This is a genomic window from Actinokineospora cianjurensis, assembly GCF_003663795.1.
Classification (GTDB): Bacteria; Actinomycetota; Actinomycetes; order Mycobacteriales; family Pseudonocardiaceae; genus Actinokineospora; species Actinokineospora terrae.
In genome coordinates this window covers 156,178-177,064 of sequence record NZ_RCDD01000007.1, presented here as the reverse complement: position 1 = coordinate 177,064, position 20,887 = coordinate 156,178, and the positions used below count along the sequence as shown (strand labels likewise).

11 protein-coding genes are annotated in these 20,887 nt (G+C 72.4%); 4 read left to right on the top strand and 7 right to left on the bottom strand.

Features of this window, described 5'->3' with window-relative positions; genetic code table 11:
* Positions 1-213: 213 nt before the first annotated feature.
* The 3 genes from CLV68_RS29290 to CLV68_RS29280 all read left to right on the top strand — a co-directional run bounded on the left by CLV68_RS29290 (position 214) and on the right by CLV68_RS29280 (position 3,166).
* Positions 214-2,016, top strand: coding sequence for a chitinase (locus CLV68_RS29290; protein ID WP_121394243.1), 1,803 nt, complete (start codon positions 214-216; stop codon positions 2,014-2,016).
* Between the two features lie 102 nt (positions 2,017-2,118).
* Positions 2,119-2,619: a hypothetical protein gene (locus tag CLV68_RS29285; RefSeq protein ID WP_121394242.1), complete on the top strand. Its 501-nt coding sequence runs from the start codon at positions 2,119-2,121 to the stop codon at positions 2,617-2,619.
* Between the two features lie 31 nt (positions 2,620-2,650).
* Complete coding sequence (locus CLV68_RS29280) at positions 2,651-3,166, top strand: hypothetical protein (RefSeq protein WP_147460206.1); 516 nt, start codon at positions 2,651-2,653, stop codon at positions 3,164-3,166.
* Between the two features lie 170 nt (positions 3,167-3,336).
* Here CLV68_RS29280 and CLV68_RS29275 read toward each other — a convergent pair whose 3' ends face one another.
* From CLV68_RS29275 to CLV68_RS29245, 7 genes are all read right to left on the bottom strand, one after another.
* Positions 3,337-5,013 carry a hypothetical protein gene (locus tag CLV68_RS29275; RefSeq protein ID WP_147460205.1) on the bottom strand — a complete coding sequence of 559 codons (1,677 nt, stop codon included), beginning with the start codon at positions 5,011-5,013 and terminating at the stop codon, positions 3,337-3,339.
* Between the two features lie 91 nt (positions 5,014-5,104).
* Positions 5,105-8,581 (bottom strand): DUF5682 family protein, encoded by a 3,477-nt coding sequence (locus tag CLV68_RS29270; RefSeq protein WP_121394239.1) that lies wholly within the window; start codon positions 8,579-8,581, stop codon positions 5,105-5,107.
* Positions 8,565-9,707: an ATP-binding protein gene (locus CLV68_RS29265; protein WP_121394238.1), complete on the bottom strand. Its 1,143-nt coding sequence runs from the start codon at positions 9,705-9,707 to the stop codon at positions 8,565-8,567. Before CLV68_RS29265 ends, CLV68_RS29270 begins: the two co-directional genes overlap by 17 nt.
* Entirely contained in the window at positions 9,704-14,470 is a 4,767-nt protein-coding gene (locus CLV68_RS29260; protein WP_121394237.1) for a hypothetical protein, read from the bottom strand. Before CLV68_RS29260 ends, CLV68_RS29265 begins: the two co-directional genes overlap by 4 nt.
* A 108-nt stretch (positions 14,471-14,578) precedes the next feature.
* Positions 14,579-15,730, bottom strand: coding sequence for a class I SAM-dependent methyltransferase (locus CLV68_RS29255; RefSeq protein ID WP_121394236.1), 1,152 nt, complete (start codon positions 15,728-15,730; stop codon positions 14,579-14,581).
* 52 nt (positions 15,731-15,782) lie between these two features.
* Positions 15,783-16,601: an oxidoreductase gene (locus CLV68_RS29250; RefSeq protein ID WP_121394327.1), complete on the bottom strand. Its 819-nt coding sequence runs from the start codon at positions 16,599-16,601 to the stop codon at positions 15,783-15,785.
* A gap of 38 nt (positions 16,602-16,639) precedes the next feature.
* Positions 16,640-17,056 (bottom strand): ATP-binding protein, encoded by a 417-nt coding sequence (locus CLV68_RS29245; RefSeq protein WP_170224655.1) that lies wholly within the window; start codon positions 17,054-17,056, stop codon positions 16,640-16,642.
* Between the two features lie 227 nt (positions 17,057-17,283).
* Here CLV68_RS29245 and CLV68_RS29240 point away from each other — a divergent pair, with 227 nt between their 5' ends.
* The gene (locus tag CLV68_RS29240) at positions 17,284-20,886 is read left to right on the top strand and encodes a SpoIIE family protein phosphatase (protein ID WP_121394234.1); all 3,603 of its coding nucleotides are present in this window, start codon (positions 17,284-17,286) and stop codon (positions 20,884-20,886) included.
* The last annotated feature ends 1 nt before the right edge of the window (position 20,887 follow it).

The following is a 20,887-nucleotide window of genomic DNA, read 5'->3' as shown; positions in this document are numbered from 1 at the left end:
CGGATGATCGGGCCGCACCCGAACGGGGCCGCCTGGACGAAATCGATTCCAGACAGGTCTTGCGCGGTCGCTCAGCGCGGAATCCCTCGGCGAACGAGGAGCCGGAACAGCAGGTCAGCGGCAGCGCCGGAGAGGTCTGGACAACCCAACCGCATTGGTCTAGACAATAGGCAGCGGTGTCCCCCTGCGCACCGCGGTATCAGGGAGGTCGTGATGGCTCTCGGTTTACGGCGTCGGCGTGGGCGGGTGGTGGTGGCCGGGCTGGCCGCCGTCGCCGCGGTCGCGACCGGTGTCCTCGCCGCCGGTCCCGCGGCGGCGGCCAACCTGCTCACCAACCCCGGGTTCGAGACCGGCACCACCGCGGGCTGGACCTGCGACTCGGGTGCCGTGGTGAGCACCCCGGTGCACTCCGGCTCGAACGCGCTGGCCTCCACGGCGGCGGGCGCGAAGAACGGCCGGTGCGCGCAAACGGTGTCCGTGCTGCCCAACACCAAGTACACGGTGTCGGCCTGGGTGCGCGGCAACCCGGTCTACCTCGGCATCACCGGCGGCGGCTCCACCTGGACCGCCGCGGCGAACTACACGCAGCTGTCCCTGTCGTTCACCAGCGCCGCCACCCAGACCTCCGCCGAACTGTACGTGCACGGGTGGTACGGGGCGGGCACCTTCACCGTCGACGACCTCGTCCTCGACGGCCCCGGCGGTGGCGGCGACAACCCGGGTGGCGGTGCGCCGAGCGCGCCGGGCAACCCGTCCGTCGGCGCGGTCACCGCGAACTCGATCGCGCTGTCGTGGGGCGCGGCCACCGGGACCGTCACCGGCTACAAGGTCTACGAGGGTTCGGCGCTCAAGGCGACGGTCACCGGCACCTCGGCGACGATCAGCGGTCTCACCGCGTGCACGACGCATGGTTTCGCGGTGACCGCGTACAACGACAAGGGCGAGTCGGCGCGCAGCCAGGAGGCCGGCGCCACGACCCCCGGCTGCCCGGACACCGGTCTGCCCAAGCACGCGCTGATCGGCTACCTGCACGCCAGCTTCGCCAACGGCTCCGGCTACATCAAGATGGCCGACGTGCCGGACAGCTGGGACATCATCAACCTGTCCTTCGGCGAGCCGACCTCGGTGACCTCCGGCGACATCCGGTTCACCCAGTGCCCGGTGGCCGAGTGCCCGTCGGTGGAGAGCGAGGCGGACTTCATCGCCGCCATCCGCGCCAAGCAGGCCAAGGGCAAGAAGGTGCTGATCTCGATCGGCGGCCAGAACGGCCAGGTGCAGCTGACCTCGGCCGCGGCGCGGGACAAGTTCGTCTCGTCGGTCTCGGCGATCATCGACAAGTACGGCCTCGACGGGCTCGACGTCGACTTCGAGGGCCACTCGCTGTACCTCAACGCCGGTGACAAGGACTTCCGCAACCCGACCACGCCCGTGGTGGTCAACCTGATCGCGGCGCTGAAGACGCTGAAGGCCAAGTACGGCGCCAAGTTCGTGCTGACGATGGCCCCGGAGACCTTCTTCGTCCAGGTCGGCTACCAGTTCTACGGCGGCACCAGCGCGGGCGACAACCGCACCGGGTCGTACCTGCCGGTCATCCACGCGCTGCGCGACGCGCTGACCGTGCTGCACGTGCAGGACTACAACTCCGGGCCGGTCACCGGGCTGGACAACCAGTACCACACGATGGGTGGCGCGGACTTCCACATCGCGATGACCGACATGCTCAAGGCCGGGTTCCCGGTGGCCAACACCGGGTTCACCTTCCCCGGCCTGCGCGACGACCAGCTCGGCTTCGGCGTCCCCGCCGCGGTCAGCGCGGGCAACGGGCACACCGCGCCCGCCGCCGTGCAGCAGGCGTTGACGTGCCTGGTCAAGGGGCAGGGCTGCGGCGGCTACACGCTGCGCGGCGGCGCGTCGCCGAACCTGCGCGGGCTGATGACCTGGTCGATCAACTGGGACCGGTACTACAACTGGGAGTTCCAGAACGCCCACCGGCCGTTCCTCAACGCCCTGCCGTAGCCGTACCGAGCGAGGACCGACGATGGCCCACCTCCCGTGCCCGAGGTGGGCCATCACCTTTTCCGCACCGTCTCGTCGGGGTTCCGTGGTACCCATGGAGCCATGACACCCCGTCGGCGGCGCCGCGCGACCACCCAGGCGGTGGTCGCGGTGCTGTTCGCCGCGCTCGCCGTCGGGTTGGTGCTGTTATTCGGGCCGCGGGCGTTCGCGCTGTCGGGGTTCACCGGCGAGCGGGGGACGGTCGCGGTGGTCGAGTGCGGGCCGCGGTTGTGCCAGGGGGAGTTCACCCCGGACGGCTCGCGCATGACGATGGTGCGGGTGAACGTCGGGGACGTGCACGGCATCGCGCCGGGCCAGTTCATCACCGTTTACCGCGACGGGGACATCGCCAGCCAGCGCGTGCTGTGGCGACTGGTGCTGATGTTGGGGGCGCTGCTCATCGGCGTCGCGGCGTTGGGGGTGACCGCGGTGTCGCTGTGGTTGCGGGCGGTGCGGCGGGAACCGTGGGGGACGTGGGAGGTGCTCGGCCGGGGGTTCACGACGGCACTGGGGGTCGGTGTCCCGGCGTTGGTGCTGGCCCTGGTGCTGTACGTCCTGCGGTGATGGCGCCATACTCCGCCTACCAGGAGCGGAGGTGCGGGTGCTGAGGGTCGTGCGGGGCGTGGCCGCGATCGGGCTCGCGGTGGGGTCGGTGCTGCTGTTCCTCTTCTGCTGGCAAGCCGCCCTCACCAGCGCGGGCTACCGCGGCGACCCGGGCACGTACCAGATCGACAGGTGCACGACCCAGTCGACACCGGACGGCGACGTACACCGCTGCACCGGCGTGTTCTACCCCGACGACTCGACCGCCGCGGCCGCGACCGCCAGCCTGAACCCCGCCAGGGAACTCACCCCACCGGGCACCCACCTGGACGCGCGCCGGGTCGGCGACCAGGTCTTCCTCCCCTCCCGAACCATCGCCGCCGTCAGCTTCCCGCTCCTGCTGGCAGTGGCCGCGTTCGTCCTCGGCCTCGCCCTCCACCTCGGCTCCCTCACCCTCACCAACGACGACTGGCACCTCCCCACCGCCGCGATCTGGTCCCTGACCACCTCGGCCATCGCGGCAGCCCTGGGTGTCCTGGGCGTACTCGGCGTGTTGGTCTTCAGCTGATCCTTGGCAGCTCGGGTCCTGGCTTCGGCTGACTCCCGGCCCGGATCGAAACCAGCCAGGATAGACGGCGGAGCAGACAGGCTCCCCTGGTGTGCGGGACGGCAATCAGCCACGCGGTCAGTGATGCGGTCCCTGATCACGATGGTCTTGAGGTGCCGAGTGTCCTGATGTCAGTTGGCTCCCTGCTCGGGTGGGAGCCAACTGAGGCGGACGGCGGCGCGGGTGAACTCCCTGGTGTGCAGGGCGGCGGTCAGCCAGGCGGTGGGGAAGGCGTCGGTGGGGTCGGGGATGGCTCGGCCGAAGGGGTCTCTGGCGCGGGTGCGGGCGGTGGTGGCGAGGGTGTCGAGCAGGGCGGCGGTGGCGGTGAGGCCCGCCCTGGCGAGGGTCGCGGCGTCGCGGGTGGTGGAGGGGAGGGCGGCGACGGGGCGGCCGCCGAGGACGACGCGGTCGACGACGGTCGCCAGCAGGCCGGACGGCGGTGGCTCGACGGCGGGTGCGGGCAGTGCGGCGGCGGGCGCGCCCGGCGGCAGGTGCGACCGTTGGAGGCGGTCGATGGTGAGGTCGACGTGCCCGGTGACGGCGAGTTCTCCCGCCGCGGCCAACGCGACGGCGGTGGCGGGGCGGTCCGGGACCAGGCGGGCGACCACGCGCAGCGGCAGTCCCGGGCGCTCGCCGAGCAGGCGCAGGTTGTCCCTGGCCGCGTCGGTGGCGCCGAGGAGATCGATGTCGCCGGTGTCGAGGCGCAGGCGCAGCGCCGTCGTGGTCGCGCCGCTGACGACACCGCTGAGGAACACCAGGTCCTGCCCGGTGTGCAACGCGCGGGTGAGCTGGTCCGCCAGGGGCTCGTCCCACAGCCCCGCCACCGGCTGCTCGTCCCAGGTCGCCCCGGCAGCCGCCACGGCCCGAACCGCCCTGCCCGCCCCGAGTCGCCGGTCCGGCGCGGCCGTCGCCCCGGACAGCACCAACCCCGACCGCCCCAGCTGCCGGTGGCTCAACCCCGTCTCCCCCATCGCGACCGGCCCGTCCGCCGCGATGACAATCCGTTCCACACCACCGGGATAAACCGACGGCACCGTCCACAGTGTTCGGTCCGCGGCCACGACGTGGGTGACCACCCCGGCGTAGCCCGACGAGGTGAGCACCGCTTCCGTGCACAACCCGTACAGCCGCAACGCCCCAACCGGCTGGTACTCGCGCCGCGCGGTCCCCCGCAGTGCCACCGGATCCCCGATCCCGGAACGCAAGTCGTGGCACACCAGCATCACCTCGGTGAGGTCATCGGCCAACGTCTCCCGGTCGAACGACGACGCCCCCGCCTTCGCCGCCGCGAGCCCGGTCGCGATCCGCACCCCACCCGCCGCGGCCCGGTGCAGGCCCACCAACCGAGCCCCGTGTACCGCCCGCAACAACTCGCTCCGGACAACCGCGCCGCTCCCGGTGACCCCCACCCGCAGGATCTCCGCGCACGCCCCCCACAGCACCTCCGCGGCCGCCCGCTCCCCCCGCTTCTCCCCCACGACGACGTCGTCCTCCAGCTCGACGACGTCAGCCGCACGCGGCTGCACCTCGGCAACGGACGCGACCGCCACCGCGATCCCCCGGTGCAGGCACTTCGGCGCCAGCAGGCACGAGCACACCAGCTCGTCGGCACCGATCAACACTCCACTGTGGAGCGTCCAGCTCAGCACCGTGTCGGCATCGATGCGCGCGCTCGCCGCGTCGCCGACCACCTCGACGACCCACTCCCGCGCCCGGTCGAGCGCCCCGTCGATCCGCTTGCGCAACCGCGGCGGCAACGCGTCCAGCACCGCGGGCACCACTTCCGGTGCCACCGGGGGAACCGTCATCCCCACACCCCTTCCAGCCGACCGGATCGCACCGGACCCGCGACCACCACCGCCGGACCACGAGAGCGCCGGGCTCCCGACAGAAAAGTGATCATCCGCGAACCTTCTCCCCCACCCAGTTGGCGAGTTCCAGCGGGCTCAGCGCGGCGATGGGCATGCCCGCGGCGACCAGGCCCGCGGCGATGGCGGTGGAGTACCGGGCGGTGCCGGTGTCGTCGAGGCTGGCGCAGCCGAGCAGGGACACACCGGTGGCGGTGAGCTCCTTGACCTGGGCCAGCAGCGGACCGACGGGCCCGCCCTCCTCGAAGTCGCTGATCAGGATGACCAGGGTCCGGTCGGGCACGGTCACCAGACCGCGGGCGTGGCGGAGGGCGCCCGCGATATCGGTGCCACCACCCACGCTGACCTCCAGGAGCAGGGCCAGCGGGTCGTCGACGTGGTCGGTGAGGTCGATGACCTCGGTGGAGAACGCGAGGAAGTGCGTGCTCAGCGCCGGGACGCCCGCGAAGACGGCGGCGGTGAGCGCCGACCACACCGTCGATGCCTCCATGGAGCCGGACACGTCGACGACCAGGACAAGGCGCCAGTCACTGGTGCGCCGGGCCTTGCCGCGGAAGACGGGCCGGTCGGGCAGCACGATCACCCGTCCGTCGTCCCCGCGCCGGGCGGTGGCGAGGTTCGCGCGCACGGTCCGGCGCAGGTCGAGCCCACCCCCCGGGCGCCTGCTCGGGACGGGCAGCGAGATCCCGGTCAGCGCCGGGCGCAACCGGACCGCGAGTTGGGTGGTCAGTTCCCGCACCAGCCGCGCCACCAGCGGCCGCAGCCGGGCCACCGTGGCCTCCGGGAGACCGCCGGACAGCGCCAGCACCGTGCGCAGCAGGTCGACCGAGGGCCGCACCGAGTCCGGGTCGATCTGCAGCGCCGCGTCCACCCGGCCGCCCTCGACGGCCGCGGCCAACACCTCCTCCCGGACCCGGGTGCCGAACAGCTCGCCCAGTTCCGCCGCCCACTCCCGGGTGTTCGGGAACGGCGTGCCGCCACCACCGCCGATGCCGTGCCGGTCCGCGCCCTCCCCTCTGTCCATTCCGTACAGTTCGTCCAACGCGGCCGCGTAGCGCCGAGCGGAGCCGTCAGCCTGGTCAGCCCGCGACCCCAGTACCAGTCGCCACCTGGTCACCGGCGGGATCCCCTGGTGCACAACGGGTTCCTGGCCATCCTCGGCAGGCGGAGCGGTGAAGTGACCGTGGTGGAGTCCGTGCGCGGCCAGGACCGCCACCGCGGCGTGCTCGGCCTCCACCCAGCGGGCCATCAGCACGGGGTCGAGCGCGGTGTCGATCCGGGCGCCGGTGTGCTGCTCGACGACGTCGGTGATCCGCCTGCGGGGCGTGGGGCCGACGGTCGCGAACGCGGCGCGCAGGGTCGGCAGGCGGTCGAGGAACTGGCGGTCGGTGAGCGCGCCGACCCGGTCGAGCAGCGGGGTCAGCGCCTCCGGGGCCTCCAGCAGCGGCTCGGCGGCGGCCAGCGAGCCGGTGAGGAACCCGCGCAGCGTGTCCCGACCCGAGGTCGTGGTGGCGTTGTCGACCAGGGACGCGGCGCGCTCACCCAGGTCGCCGGGTGGCAGGAGGCCGAGCAGGACCCGGGTGGCCGCGGCGGCACCGGCGATCAGCGGGGCGCCGTCGTCGGTGAGGCGGCGCAGGGCCGAGGCGAGCCGCAGGCCGGTGCCGTGCGCGTCGTGGCGTTGGCCGAGCTCGACCAACGACCGGGCGTCGGCGGCGGAGTCGGACCCGGCGAGTCCGTCGAGCTGGGCGACGGCCGCCGTCTCCAGGGTGCGGGGCAGGTCGGCGTCGAGGTCGCCGCCGCCGGGGAGATGACCCGCGCGGAGTCGGTCCAGCAGGTCGAGGGCGGCCAGCAACTCGCCCAGCGTCGCGGAGGCGGGCAGCACGGTCGCGGCATCGGTGAGGATGTCGCCGAGCAGGTCGTCGAGTCCACACCGGGCCGCGTCTGCGAGGTCGGTGACCACATCGCGCGCGGTGTGCCCGTCACGATCGGCTCTCCGTGCCCGCAACCGCCCCGCGGCCGCCAACGGGAGCGTCGGCCCCCATAGTCCCGCGACCGGCAGGGTGGCCGCGGTCGCGGGCGTCCAAGTGGCTGTCCACCGGGTGGTGATCGCGTCTGCGCCACCGACGCCGGTCGTACCGGTGCTCTCGGCGTAGGGGACACCGAGCAGTATCAACCGGTTCAGTGTGACCTCACGGCGCGCGTCACGGTCAGAGCGTGCCGGATCGAGCCGCAGGTCGACCTGGTCCCGGCTGTCCGGGTTCGGCAACCGCAACTCGGCGAGCAGGGCCTCGACCGACGGCGCCAGACCCGACCTGGGTGTGCCGGGCGCGAGCCCCCCGGTGCGCTTGCCGATCAGGACGTCACCGGCGGCCCTGGCCACGACCCGCCCGCGCCCCAGCGGTTCGGCGTGGGTCAGCACGGTCTGGATCGCCTCGACGACCTCGCTGCGCCCCGGCGCGGGCAGGCCGCGCAACCGGGCGAGGTCGACGGCCAGCCGCAACGCCTCGCGGGCCTCGCCGGGGCCCGCGGGGTGGCCGAGTTCGCGGACCCGGACGCAGACCCGCACGATCACCTCGGCGGCAGCGGCCTCGACACCGCCGGGGTCACCCGCGGCCGTCAGGACTGCCTGCTGCCACTCGGGATCGCGGATGCCCGCCGGGTAGCCGGACCGCTCGTCCAGCATCGCGAAGGTGTACGGCACCAGCGACGTGATCACCTCACGCGCGCTGGCGGGCTCTTGCTCGATCGGCTCGCCACCGAGCAGGGCGGCCGCGTGGTACGACCCGATCACCGCCGCGCACGGCCGATCGCCGGTGTCGGCCATGACCTGCCGCATCCACGCCTCGCGGCGCAGGTCGAACGGGTCGACGGTGCCGTCGGTGCGCAGCGCCCACCCGACGTAGAGCGCGGTCCGCCGGATCGCCTCCGGCGTCTGCCCCGGCGCGGCAGCCTCCACGAGCCGGTCCCACAGGTCGTCCCCGTCGCGGCCGGTCACCTTGTGCCGCAAGGCATCGGCTAGAGGCGTCGCCGAGGCTGCCCGCTCCTGGTAGCGCTCACCTTGACGGGACAGCGGAAGGTCGCAGGTCTTGACCTCGACCCCCGCTCTCACCGCCCAGCGGATCGCGGCCAACTCCGGGGAGAAGTCGGCGAACGGGTAGAACGCCAGCCCGCCACCATCACGCCCGGCACCAGACAGCGCCACCGGCGCGCTCAACCCCGGCTCGGCCAGGTGGGGCAGCCACTCACCCATCTCCTCGGGCAGCTCGACCAGGACGACCTCGGGCGCGGCGGCCTCCAGCAGCGCGGGCACCACCGCGGCCACCGCCGGGGAGTGGTGCCGCACGCCGATCAGGTACGGCAGGCGGTGCGCGACGAGGGCGTCCAGCGCGGCGTCAGCCGTGTCCCTGTCCGGCCTGCCCGCGTCCACATCCCGTCGACCCGTGTCCCGGCCCGGCCTGTCGGTGTCCCTGGCGGTACCCCTGGCGGGCCCGCTACTGGTCGAGGACATCGCGCAGCTCCCAGAGGCGGCGCCAGGTGTGGGTGCCGGACTCGGCGCGGCGGCGGACCGCGCCGTCCCAGTAGGCGAGCAGCCGGGCCGCGTCGGTCGGGTCGTCCTTGCGGACGACCCCGAGCAGGTGGCCGGGCAGCAGCGACAACGGGTCCCGGTCGCTGGTGAAGTACGCGTTCGCCAATCCGAGGGACGTCGCGACGGACACGGCCTCCGCGGTGCTCATGACCGTCGTCGGCCGCTCGACCGCCCAGCCCTCCACCGACGTCCCGTTGCGCAGGTCGCGGAACGCGGTGACCAGGGCCTCGAGCACCACGTCGTCGATGGCGAACGGCGCCTCGACCCGGTCGAGCGCGGCCGTGGCCTGCCTGCGGACCAGCGCCGTCTCGGCGGCGAGGTCACCGATCGGGCCGACCGCCTCGAAGTTGAACCGGCGTTTGAGCGCCGCCGACATCTCGGACACGCCGCGGTCGCGCAGGTTGGCGGTCGCGATCACGGTGAAGCCGGGCGAGGCGTGCACGGTGGCGTCATCGGTGCCGGACAGCTCGGGCACGGCGATGCGCCGGTCGGACAGGATCGACACCAGCGCGTCCTGCACCTCGGGTAGGCACCGGGTGACTTCCTCGATGCGCACGACGCCACCGGTGCGCATGGCGGTGAGAACCGGCGACGGCACCAACGCCCGGGCACTCGGGCCCTCGGCGAGCAGCAGGGCGTAGTTCCAGCCGTAGCGCAACTGGTCCTCGGTGGTCCCCGCCGTTCCCTGGACCACCAGTTGGCTGGTGCCCGACACGGCCGCGGCCAGCAGCTCGGACAGCATGGACTTGGCGGTGCCCGGTTCACCGACGAGCAGCAGCCCGCGCTCCCCGGCCAGGGTGATGACGGCGCGTTCCACCAACGCCCGCTCCCCCACGAACTTCGGGCTGATCGCCAGCCGCGACGGCAGTCCGGCGACGGCCTTGGGCAGGGTCAACGCCTCGCTGCCCATCACGAAGGTGACGGCCGCGCGAGGTGTGAGCTGCCAGCCCGGCGGCTTGCGGCCGGTGTCGTAGGCGGCGAGGAACGCCAACTCCTCGCGGTACGCGTCCTCGGCGGGCTCGACCTGGCGGGTCTTCGGCGCGGTCATCGCCGCCGCCCGGTGCGGAGTTCCTCGTAGCCGGGCGCGTCGCCGGAGGTCGCCCGGGACCACGCCCGGGCGAACAGGTCGGCGAGGGGTTCCCGGGCGGCGATCACGCCGCGCGGGGCGTCGGTGAAGCCGAACATGGCGGTTTTCCACGTCTCCAGAGGTAGGTGGGGTGCGGCGAGCGCGAGCCAGCCGCCGGGGAGGAACAGGGACCGGCCCGCCCTGGTGCGTTTCGCTGTCACGACCAGGTCGGTCTCGGCGAGCGCCGCGCGAGCCTTGCGCAACCTGGCCGGCTTCCAGCCGGTCCAGCGGGCCACGTTGGCATCCGTCGGGTCCGGCAGCGCCAACAGTTGCAGGTAGAGCGATGCGGCGTCCTCATCCAAGCCGTGCTGCTCGACGACCTCCTTCACCAGGTGCGGCACGGAGAAAGTCGGGTCCTGGTAGTAGGAGTCCGCGTCGCCCGCGGACGGCACCGCGCACGCGGCGACGACTCCGTCAGCGGCGATGAGGTCCAAGGCGGCCACCACGTGCTGCGACTCGGTCATCTCGGCGACAGCGACCAAGAGGTCCCGGTCGTGCTGACCGAGCCGCCCTGGCCACAGCATCAGGTAGGACCAACGGGCGGCACTGGTGAGGGTGAGCCAGTCACGCACCCTGACGGTGTGCGAGGGCTCGGGCAACTCCACCCCCAGCAGCGCCCGCACGGCGGACTCGTCGACCACGTTGCCGAGCGGCACCGCGAAGTCGGGGTGCGCCACCCGCTGCCGTACCAGGGCCAGCGACTCGGCCAGGGTCGCGCGGTGCGGCGACGACGCGGGCAGCCGCTGCGCGAGCCACAGCAGGACCGGCGGGACGTCGTGCAGGTCCGCGCCGTGGAACCCGTCGGCGTGCCGGGAGACCACCTTGTCGCCGTCGAGCCGCATCTCCGCGTCCCTGACCAGCACCGAGGTGCCCGGGTTGAGCACGGCGACGACCCGGTCGGCCGGGCCGCGCAGCGGGAGCCTGGCCGCCTCGACGAGCACGTCGTCGGGCACCGGCCGGGACCGGCCGACGGCGTCGACCCACACCCGGGCCACCGCGGCGACGTCCGGGCCCGTGTCCCACAGCGCGCCGGGGAGTGACGGGGTGGTGGTGGCCAGCAGGCGTCTGCGCAGGTAGGGGTCGAGGTTCTTCATGCGCTGCTTGGCCGCCTTCGCGCCCGGCAGCGACAACCCCAGCAGGGCGCGGTTCTCGGTGCTGATGAACGTCGAGGCCCACATGTCGACACCGGGCAGTCCGGCGAGCAGGTAGGCGGCTTCCGCGCTGCCCATCCCGGTCTCCTCGACCAATGCCGCCACCGCTTCCGGGCGCCACGGCGCGGCACCGTCGCGGTCCAGCAGGAGGAGGAACTCCTCGATCCACTCGCGACCGAGGGCGGTCGGCAGATCCTCGCCGTGCGCGAGGGACCAGTCGCGCGGCAGGTCGAACTGCCCCGGCTTCCCGGTGTACTGCAGGGCGGTCGCCTCACGGCCGTACCACCCGCCGTCGACCACGACGATGAACCCGTCGCGCACCGGGATCACGTGGTGGCGGTCGATGGAGACCTTCTCCGGCAACGTCACCATCGCCCGCCGCCACCGGCCCGGCTGGTCGAGGACTCCGCTGTCCGCGGTCCACCGCAGCACCTGCGCCAGCGTGGCGCGCTCGGTCTCCGGGGTGACCGGGGACGCCGCGCGCTGCACCAGCAGGCCGATGTGCGGCAGGGCGTCGACCCAGTCCGCCGCCAGGGGCCCTGGCAGCGGCCCGGCGTCCGGTGCGGACCGGCCTGCGGCGGCGCGCAGGGCAGCCAGCGCGGCGGGCATGGTCGTGGCGGCGCCGGTCGGCCGACCGCTCTCGTAGCGGCCGAAGTGGTTGAGCGCGGCGCTGACCTCGTCCTCGGTCACCACCGGCCCGGTGCCCGCGAGCCAGTCGCCTTGCTCGCGGGCCGCCTTCGCGATGTCGTTGAAGGCGCGCAGCCGGACGAGGTGCTCGGCCGCCATGCGCACGACCCCGACGACACCCGCCACCAGCGCGGGGTGGCTGAGGCCGGGGAGACCCGCGAGCACGGCCTTCACGACCCTGTCCTGCTTGCCCGCGCGGAGCGCCGCGAACACCGCGCGCACAACGGACTCACCGTCGCCTTCCCGCTCGGCGACCGCGGCCTTGAGCATCTTCTCGACGGCGCCCCTGCTCACCGCGCGCAGGGCAGCCGACCCGGCCTCGTCCCGCGGCCGCAGCACGTGCCACCAGTGCAGCGGCACCACCAGCGGCGTCCCCGCCGCGTAGTCGGGGTGGTGCGCCCCGTCGGACACCCTGGCCAGTATCTCGCCGTCGGGGTCGAGCAGGCGCTGGGCGCCGTACTCGCGGACCACGGCGACGCGGCTGCCCGGCAGGTCGAGCAGGGCGCTCACCTGGTGCGAGGAGTTGATCCGGCGGCCATCGATGCCCTCGCCGGTCCACGTCCCGTCGGCCTCTTGCCGCAGCCGCCACCCGTGCAGACCACCCGCGGCCCCCAGCGGACTCGACTCCGTGCCGGGGGCGGTGGGCCTGAGGTCGCACTTGAGGAGTTCCAGTCGGGCACCGTCGGCGGCGAAGTCGTCGAGGAACGCCGGACGCCCCACCCGGCCGGTCGCGCCGGTGGCGGGGTCCACCTGGAACCACTCCCAGGCGTTGCCGTAGCGCGCGGACCAGACAGTGGAACCGTCGCCGAAAGCCGCTCTAGGCTCAGGAAGCCTGGTGTCGCCCGGGTGCACCGCTCGCTTGCCGGTGAACCTACCGCCGCCAGGCAGCGCGATGGAGGCGTTGGCACCCACGCGGTTCCAGACGTTCAGCTCGCCAGGCTCGAACTGCTTGGCCGGATTGTCCGCCCAGTACGCGAGGATCCCGTCCGGACCGCGCCAGTTGACCAGCAGCCCGCCGTCGAACCAGTGCGCGGTGGCGGAGTAGGACCACTGGCTCCGGGCGTCGGCCGGGATCCGCGCGGTGTGCTCGACGAGCACGCCGTCCGGCCCGACGGCGACGAAGTGGTCTTGCTTGCCCAGTACCAGTGCAGGCCAGCCCTCGCCGACGACCTCGACGTGGTGCTTGGTCTGGGTCAGGTACGCCTCGGCAGCATCGTCGAGCGCGGGCCAGCCGAGTTCGTCGAGGAGACCGGCAGCGAGGGTGTGCCGCAACGCCCCCACGACATCGGTCGCGGCGAGGGTGTCGGCGGCCTCGGGGACGTCGGTGAACGCGTACGGGGTGCCGAGCACCGCGAACTCCTGCACTGCGTCCGCGAGACCCTGGACCGTCTTCCTCGGCGCGGCGGCGCGGGTGGTGAGCAGGTCGCGCAGGGCGGCACGCAGGCCGGGCACGGCCATGACCGCGCGCACCTGCTCGATGTCGGCGACCTTGCCCCGATTGGACTGCCGGAGGTAGTCGACCGCCTGCGATCCCAGCCGGGGCCCGAGTTCCCCGCCCGCGACCGCGGTCAGGTCGCGGCGGCCAGGGCCGTCGTCGGCGATCCACTGGCGCAGGCCCATGTCGAGCGGTTCGGTCCCGAGCCGCAGCGGGACGTCGTTGGCCAGCAACAGGTCGAGCAGGTCGAGTTCGACATCGTCGCGGCGGGCGACAACGGCGACCGGCTCGGCGTCGGCGACCAACCGGGCGACCATCGCCGCGACCAGGGTGAGCAGTGCCTGGCTGCGGGCGGGCGCCTGCCAGTCGCTCCACCGCGCGGCGACGATCTCCCCCAGCCACCCGGCGGGGGTGGTCGGCACGGTCGGGTCGGGCGGGCCGGTGAGCGCCTCGGTCGCGCCACCCGCGGTGAGGATGTCCAGCCAGGTGTCGGTGGTGCCGCGCTGGCGTGGCACGAACGCCAACAACCGGGCCCGGATGCCGGGTTCCTCGGTGGCCAGCGCGACGAGCGAGTCGCGGTAGGACTTCCAGAACCCGGTGGCGGCCCGCGAGATCGACGCGGTACCGAGGATCTCGCGCAGCACCCACTTGTCCTCGGCGCGCAGGTCCAGCCTCGCCGCCTTGGCGAGCCTGCGCAGGTCCTCGGGCATGCCCGCGTGCGGCGGGAGCCCGCCGCGGACCCGTTCCACGCACAGGGTGCGGAACCGCTCGTACGCCTCGGCGGGCGGGAACCGGCGGGCCAGGTCCCTCGCGTGCGCGGTCAACGCCTTGGCGGGCAGCACCCCGGCGAAGGCGAACTCCAGGAAGACCGCCCGGACCCGTTCGCCGTCGACGGCGAGGTCGTGGACCTGCTCGGCCTCCCGCGCCTTGCCGAACATCGTCGCCGCGTAGGTCCCGTTGCCGTGCCTGAGGAAGATCCGCGCGGCCTCCTCGTAGAAGGTCGGCAGGAAGTGCGGTGCCGAGCGGCCCAGCATCGTCGCCAGTTCGCCGAAGCCGTCCTTGGCCGCGCCCGCCTTGGACTTCGCCACCCGGTCCAGCCGCTCGATGTCCTTGACCAGCGCCAGCGCGTGCCGCGCGGTGCCGGGGTCGTTGATCAGCGCCCAGGCCGGGAACCCCAGCGCCGAGCGCCTCGCCACCCCGACCGGGACGGCGCTCACCGGCGCGGCGAACCCCAGGTACTCCGCTGTCAGGTCCTCGGCGACCCCCAGCACCTCCGGCACCAGCCGCACCACGACCCGGTCCTCGACCGCCGGGTGCTCGTAGTGCCTGGCCACCAGGGTGTCCCGGTCGCCGCCCGCGCTCACGCCCGGCAGTACCGCGCCCGCGGCCACCAGTGCGGCTTCGGTGCCCATCCGCCTGCCCCCACCTCATCGTCCGAAGTGGAGGGAACCATTCCGACCACTCACGCAGAGGGTAGCGGCGGGCACCGACAGTCGCGTCGAGTTGTGCACAGGCCCAGGTCAGCGGGCGGGGAGCTCCAGTGCCCAGCGGTACGCCTGGACGAGTCCGGTGTGGAATCCCGAGGCGGAGCCCCAGAGGAACAGCCGGAAGTGCCGGTAGAGCGGCTCGCCCCAGGTGCGGATGACGTGCTCCCGGTTGGCGTCGAGCTTCTCGGCCCAGATCTTGCAGGTGAGGTAGTAGTTGTGGCGCTCGTCGTCCACCGACACGAGGTCGAACGGCGACTTCGCCACGTGCCGTAGGTAGTCGTGCAGCAACAGAGGGCTCGACACACCCGGGTAGATGTACCGGCTCATGAACGTCGACACGCGGTGCTTGGCACGCATCGCCAACGCGTCCAGGTAGACCCGCCCGCCCGGCTTCAACAGCTCTTCGTACTTGGTCAGCGACCTGGCGTAGTCGGGCAGGTGCTCGGTGACACCCATGTTGACCACGGCGTCGTACTTCACGCCGGGCGAGTACTCGAAGACGTGCTGCCGCAACACCTGGCAGGGCAGGCCCTCGCGGGCGATGAGGTCCTTGAGGTACAGCTCCGAGGGCTCGGACAGGGTCAGGGTGGTGACCTCGATGCCCTTGCGGCCCGCGTGTTCGACGAACGCGCCCCAGCCGCCGCCGACCTCGAGCACGGTGTCGCCGGGGTTGAGGCCGAGCTGCTCGATCGCCAGGTCCATCTTGCGGGTCATGGCGTCCTCGATGGGCTCGTCGTCCGATTTGAACGAACCCTGGGTGTAGCAGCGGTGCCGCTCGTCCAAGAAGGACAGGAAGAACTCCGGGTCGCGGTCGTAGTGCGCGGTGATGGACCGGCGGTCGTGCTCGGTCTTACCGCGCACCACGGCGGGGAGGAACCTGTTGGCGTAAGAGATCGGGTGGAAGTCGCCGAAGAACTTGCGCACCTCGAGCGCGGTCAGGATGTCGCCCTCGATGTCGATGTTGCCGTCGAGGTAGGCGAGACCGACCTGCACCTGGTCGAGGGAGTTCAACGCGGACATGCCCGCGTTGTTGTTGGCCACCAGGGTGAACACCGGCTCGCCGGACCCCAGGGTGCGCCCGTCCCCGGTCGGGGGCTGGACGCGGAAGGGTACCTCGGCCCGCTTGCGGAAGTACGTGCGGTAGCGCCGTCCGAAGGCGCCCCAGTCGGCTTTCTGCCCCGTCACGCGGCCAGACTAGCAGCGGCCACCGACGGCCCACCACGGTTTTCGACGTGGCTCAGCCCGCGATCGCGCCGAGTTCGGCCAGGTCCGCCGGGGTGAGCGCGATGTCACCCACGGCCAGGTTCTGCTCGAGGTGGGCGACGGTCTTGGTGCCGGGGATGAGCAGGATGTTGGGGGACCTGGCGAGCAGCCAGGCGAGCGCGATCTGCCGGTCGGTCGCCCCGTGCCTGGCCGCGACGGTGTGCAGGACCTCGGCCTGGATCGGCTGGAAGCCGCCGAGCGGGAAGAACGGCACGTAGGCGATCCCGAGTCGGTCGGTCTCCTCGATCAACGAGTCGTCTCCGCGCTCGGTGATGTTGTAATGGTTCTGCACGCACGCGACCGGCGCGATCTCGCGGGCTTTCGCGAGTTGCGCGGCCGTGACGTTGCTGACCCCCAACTCCCCTACCAACCCCTGTTCGCGTAGCGCGGCGAGAACGGCGAACGACTCCTCGAGCGGCGAGTCGTCCATCACGCGCAGGTTGACCACGTCGAGTCGGTCCACACCGAGACGGGTGAGGTTGTCGTGGACGGCGGAGCGCAGTTCGTCCGGCGCGAGCGCGGGCAGCCAGTTGCCCGTGTCGTCGCGACGCGCCCCGATCTTGGTGACGATCACCAGGTCCGCGGGGTAGGGCCGCAGCGCGCGGGCGATGAGGTCGTTGACCACGTACGGGCCGTAGTAGTCGGAGGTGTCGATGTGGTCCACGCCGAGCTCGACCGCGCGGCGCAGGACGGCGACGGCACCCTCGGGGTCGGCGGGCGGTCCGAAGACACCAGGCCCGGCCAACTGCATGGCCCCGTACCCGACTCGCTTGACCCCTCGCAGAGCGCTCATGCCGTTCACTATGCCCGTTCGCGACTGGGCGTGTGCGGTCAACCGCGGTGCGGGAAGTGCGCGACGAGTGTGCTCCTGCCGTCGGAGTGGCGAAGCTGCACCTCATCGGCCAGGACGCGCAGGAGCGGCAAGTTGAAACCACCGTCGATGGGGTTGTTGCCTTGGGCCGGTAACTGCCACGAGCCGTCCTCGGCGACAGTGACGACGATCGTCTTGGCCTTCGCGTGCAGCGTCAGCGTCACCGCGCCGTCCTCGCCCTCCGGCCGGAACCGGTGGTCGATGGCGTTGGTCACGGCCTCGTCGGTGGCCATGACGATGTTGCGGGCGGTCTCGATGGCGACGCCGAAGTCGGCCAGCCAGACGCGGACGTGGTTGCGCACCGTGACGACGTGTTCGGCGCGAGCCGGGAGTCGCACGGTGATGTGGTCGGCGGAAGACTCGGCCGTGACGGTCACGGGTGCTTCCATAGGGACCCCTGGACCGGGGACCTCGGTGGTCGGCGACCCGGTCTCCCCGGCGCCCGGTGCGGTCGACACCGTCTTACCTCCCTGCCAAGCAACGTGCACGTCACCGGATGAGTCGCCACCGGCAATGTAACTGTTACCGCCGGTTCATGATGACGGTAGCGAGCCGTCCGGGGAAGAGGTCGCGCCCACGCGGTTCATGCGGAAAAGTCACCAGCGTGCGCGCGGACGAGCCGGGGACCGGGGAGATGGCCGGGCTGGTGCTGCGGTTCGACTGGTCCGCGACGCAGCTCGGGCCGCGTCAGTGCTGGTCGGAGCCACTGCGCACGGCGGCGGGGATAGTGCTGGAGTCGCGCCACCCGATGCTGCTGCTGTGGGGCGAGCGGCTGACGATGCTCTACAACGACGCCTTCGTCCCGCTGGCCGGTGACCGGCACCCCGGCGCGCTCGGCGGGTCGGGGCGGGCGGTGTTCGCCGAGGTCTGGCCCACGATCGGGCCGGTGGTGGAGCGGGTGCTCGAGACCGGCGAGGCGGCCTGGGTCGACGACCAGCCGCTGGTGCTGACCAGGCACGGGGCCGCTGTGGAGACCTTCTGGTCCTACTCGCACAGTCCGGTGCGGGACGGCCGCGGCCGGGTGGTCGGGGTGTTCAGCACCACGAACGACACGACGTCGCGGGTGGTGGCGGCCCGCAGGTTGGCGGCGCTGCGCGACCTGGGCGGGCTGCCGCGCTCGGCGGACAACTCGGTCACGGCGGTGTGTTCGGCGGCGGCACGGGTGCTGGCCGAGCACCACGCGGAGATCCCCTACGCCCTGTTCCACCTGGTCGAGCCGGACGGGTCGCTGCTGGTGGCGGCCGAGTGCGGGGCGGTTCCACCGGATCCGGGGCGGGCGGGAGCGGTCGCGGCGGCCTGGCGGTCGCGGGAGTCGGTGCCGTGCGGGACCGGCGAGCTACTTGTGCCGTTGCAACCAGGGAGCGGGGGTGACTCGCCGGGAGTCTTGGCGCTAGGGCTCTCCGCGCACCGGGTGTTCGATAAGGACTATCAGGACTTCTTGGTCCTAGTGGGTGGCCAGGTGTCCGCGGCGGTGGGTGACGCGAGGGCCTACCAGGAGCAGCGGCGGCAGATCGCGGACCTAGCCGAGCTGGATCGACTCAAGACCGAGTTCTTCGCCAACATCAGCCACGAGTTCCGAACGCCGTTGACGCTGATCGCCGGAGAGACTGCGGACGCCGTCGCGGACGAGGTAGCGCCCTTGGCGCCTGCCCAGCGTGATCGGGCCGAGGTGGTGCTGCGCAACGCCGAGAGGCTGCGCAGGCTGGTCGATGACCTCTTGGACCTAGCGCGGCTCGAAGCGGGCGCCCTGACGGCGGATCCCACATGGACCGACCTGGCGGCGCTGACGGAGGAGGTGTCGACCTCTTTCGCGCCCGCGGTGAGCAAGGCGGGTCTGGCCATGGTGCTGCGGTGCTCTCCCCTGCCCCGGTTGGTCGCGGTCGACCGCGGGATGTGGGAGAAGGTCGTGCTCAACCTGCTGTCGAACGCCGTGAAGTACACCCTCGCCGGTCACATCGAGGTGGCGCTGCTCGACCGGGGCGACGACGTCGAACTCGTGGTGACGGATACCGGCGTGGGGGTGTCGGCGGAGGAGTTGCCGCGGCTGTTCACCCGGTTCCACCGGGCCGCCGACGGCCGTGGGCGGTCGTTCGAGGGAGCTGGGATCGGTTTGGCCCTAGTGGACGAACTGGTCAGGTTGCACGGTGGGTCTACCGGTGTGGCCTCGACCGTAGGGGTGGGGAGCGCGTTCACAGTGCGCATCCCGTACGGCGAAACCGCCGCCGAGGTCGGTACTACGCCTCCCGCCGGACGCACCGCTCACCTGACTGAGGCACTGCGATGGTCGGATCCCGCGAGTGAGCCGGTGTCACGCGCACCCGAGGACGCCCCGACTGTGTTGGTGGTCGATGACAACTCTGACTTGCGTCGGTTCGTGACCGCGCTGCTCAGTCCTACCTGGAAGGTCATCCAGGCTCCGGACGGGGTGACCGCGTTGGCTCGGGTGGCGGAAGACGCCCCGGACATGGTCTTGACCGACGCGATGATGCCGGGGATGAGCGGGTTCGAACTGCTCCACACGCTCCGCGCGGACCCTGCCACGGCAGAGCTACCTGTCGTGTTCCTGTCGGCGCGGGCCGGGGAGGACGCGGCGGTCGAGGCGCTGGACGCGGGCGCGGACGACTTCCTGCCCAAGCCGTTCTCCCCCGCCGAACTGGTCGCGCGGATCCGGTCGAACCTGGAACTGGCGAGGCTGCGGACGCGGGCGGCGCGATTCCGCAAGACCCTGGTCGAGGCGCTGCAGGAGGGGTTCTTCCTGGCCGACGCGGCGGGCACGGTGATCGAGGCGAACACGGCGTTCGGGACGATCACGGGCTACTCGGCGAGCGGGGTGCCGTTCCGGTGGCCCTACCCGTGGCTGTCCGAGGGCGGGGACCGGCACAAGCAGGAGCGGGTGCACGAGCAGTTCCTGCGCCGCGGCGGGGGTGAGTTCCTGTACCCGATCCGGCACCGCGACGGGCACCGGGTGTGGGTGTCGTCGCTGGTCGCGACGCTGCCGGACCGCACGGGGGCGGCGCGGATGTCGGTGGGGACGGTGCGCGACGTGACGGCGCGGGTCACCGCGACCAATCGCGAGGCGACCCTGGCGCGGTTCACCGGCGCGCTCGCGACGGCTGTAGACGTGGACGGGGTGCTGGGCGCCGGGTTGCCCGGGGTGGCCGAGGCGTTCGCGGCGTGGTCGGCGGCGGTGGTGCTGTGGCGCTCCGACACGCCTGACCCGCGTGTGGTGTCGTACCCGGTGTCGGTGACCTGGGACAGCTGGTCGTTCGAGCTGCGGCAGGCGATGGCGGACGCGGCGCGGCGGCGGGCGGGTGCGGTCGCCGAGGTCAGGGACGCGGCGGGGCCCGCGTTGGTGACGGCGCTGGGCGCGGCGGACGCGGTACTGCTGGTGCGGCCCCGGTCGGCACCGGACCCGGCGGACCGGTCGCTGTTCGCGTTGATGTCCCAGCACCTGGCGTTGGCGACGGCGCGGGCTCGCAGCTTCGACGAGACCCGAGGGGTGGCGCTGACGCTGCAACACGCCCTGCTCGGACCGAGTGACCTACCGCCGGGGTTCGCTGTGCGGTACGAACCGGCGGTGTTGCCGCTAGAGGTCGGTGGTGACTGGTACGACGTGGTGCGGCTACCTGGGGATCGCATCGGGATCGTGGTGGGCGACTGTGTGGGCAACGGGCTCGCGGCGGCCGCGGTGATGGGTCAGCTACGGAGTGCGTGCCGCGCGTTGCTTCGCCAGTCGGGTAGCGCTGCCGACGCGTTGCGTCAGTTGGACGGCTACGCGGAGGACGTACCGGGCGCGAGTTGCACGACCGTCTTCTGCGGGATCGTTGATCCTGTCGCGAGCACAGTGACCTACAGCCGTGCCGGGCACCCGCCGCCGGTGTTGCTCACACCTGATGGCAGTACCCGCGTGCTGGACGAGGCGGGTTCGCTTCCCTTGGCTGTCCTACCTGACACCGACCGCGTGAACGCTCAGACGGACCTACCACCAGGGTCGTTGGTGTTGCTCTACACCGATGGTCTTGTCGAAAGGCGCGACGAACCCTGGGACGTCGGCTTGGACCGGCTCCGCAACAGCCTGTCGACCCAGTCGGCCCCAGGGACCCCTCTTGCGGCGATCATCGACCGGGTCTTCGACGACCTCCGCCCGGCTTCCGGCTACGACGACGACGTCGCCGTGGTGGCCTACCGGTCGGCGGAGGACCGCTGAG

Bases quoted from the DNA above. Each gene is read 5' to 3' on its own strand.
- CLV68_RS29285 (WP_121394242.1), top strand. From the start codon at position 2,119: ATGACACCCCGTCGGCGGCGCCGCGCGACCACCCAGGCGGTGGTCGCG.
- CLV68_RS29250 (WP_121394327.1), bottom strand. From the start codon at position 16,601: ATGAGCGCTCTGCGAGGGGTCAAGCGAGTCGGGTACGGGGCCATGCAG.
- CLV68_RS29290 (WP_121394243.1), top strand. From the start codon at position 214: ATGGCTCTCGGTTTACGGCGTCGGCGTGGGCGGGTGGTGGTGGCCGGG.
- CLV68_RS29265 (WP_121394238.1), bottom strand. From the start codon at position 9,707: ATGACCGCGCCGAAGACCCGCCAGGTCGAGCCCGCCGAGGACGCGTAC.
- CLV68_RS29260 (WP_121394237.1), bottom strand. From the start codon at position 14,470: ATGGGCACCGAAGCCGCACTGGTGGCCGCGGGCGCGGTACTGCCGGGC.
- CLV68_RS29270 (WP_121394239.1), bottom strand. From the start codon at position 8,581: ATGTCCTCGACCAGTAGCGGGCCCGCCAGGGGTACCGCCAGGGACACC.
- CLV68_RS29275 (WP_147460205.1), bottom strand. From the start codon at position 5,013: ATGACGGTTCCCCCGGTGGCACCGGAAGTGGTGCCCGCGGTGCTGGAC.